This is a genomic window from Bacillus sp. ME78 (assembly GCF_903970865.1).
In the GTDB taxonomy this organism is placed as follows: Bacteria; Bacillota; Bacilli; order Bacillales; family Bacillaceae_G; genus Bacillus_A; species Bacillus_A cereus.
Genome location: NZ_CAJCKK010000122.1, coordinates 1 through 223, shown reverse-complemented (window position 1 = coordinate 223; position 223 = coordinate 1). Strand labels below are relative to the sequence as shown.

Here is a 223-nt window from a genome sequence, read left to right as displayed (position 1 = left end):
CACCTTTTGTTACTTGTAATACTTGCTCTTTCATATCTTTCATTCTCCCTTCTTTTTCTTTTGTTACAAAGTTTCTATTATACTAATACGCTTGATAAAAATACGATTAATGCTGTTAATACTACTGCTCCACTTGCTGATCCTACGAAGTCACCTTTTGTTACTTGTAATACTTGCTCTTTCATATCTTTCATTCTCCCTTCTTTTTCTTTTGTTACAAAGT

The 223-nt window shown here is 31.4% G+C and carries 1 protein-coding gene; it reads right to left on the bottom strand.

Annotated features, from left to right (window positions below; genetic code table 11):
- Window positions 1–77: 77 nt before the first annotated feature.
- Entirely contained in the window at window positions 78–194 is a 117-nt protein-coding gene (locus H6481_RS28565) for a DUF3948 family protein (protein WP_000654250.1), read from the bottom strand.
- Window positions 195–223: the final 29 nt, after the last annotated feature.

Bases quoted from the DNA above. Each gene is read 5' to 3' on its own strand.
- H6481_RS28565 (WP_000654250.1), bottom strand. From the start codon at position 194: ATGAAAGATATGAAAGAGCAAGTATTACAAGTAACAAAAGGTGACTTC.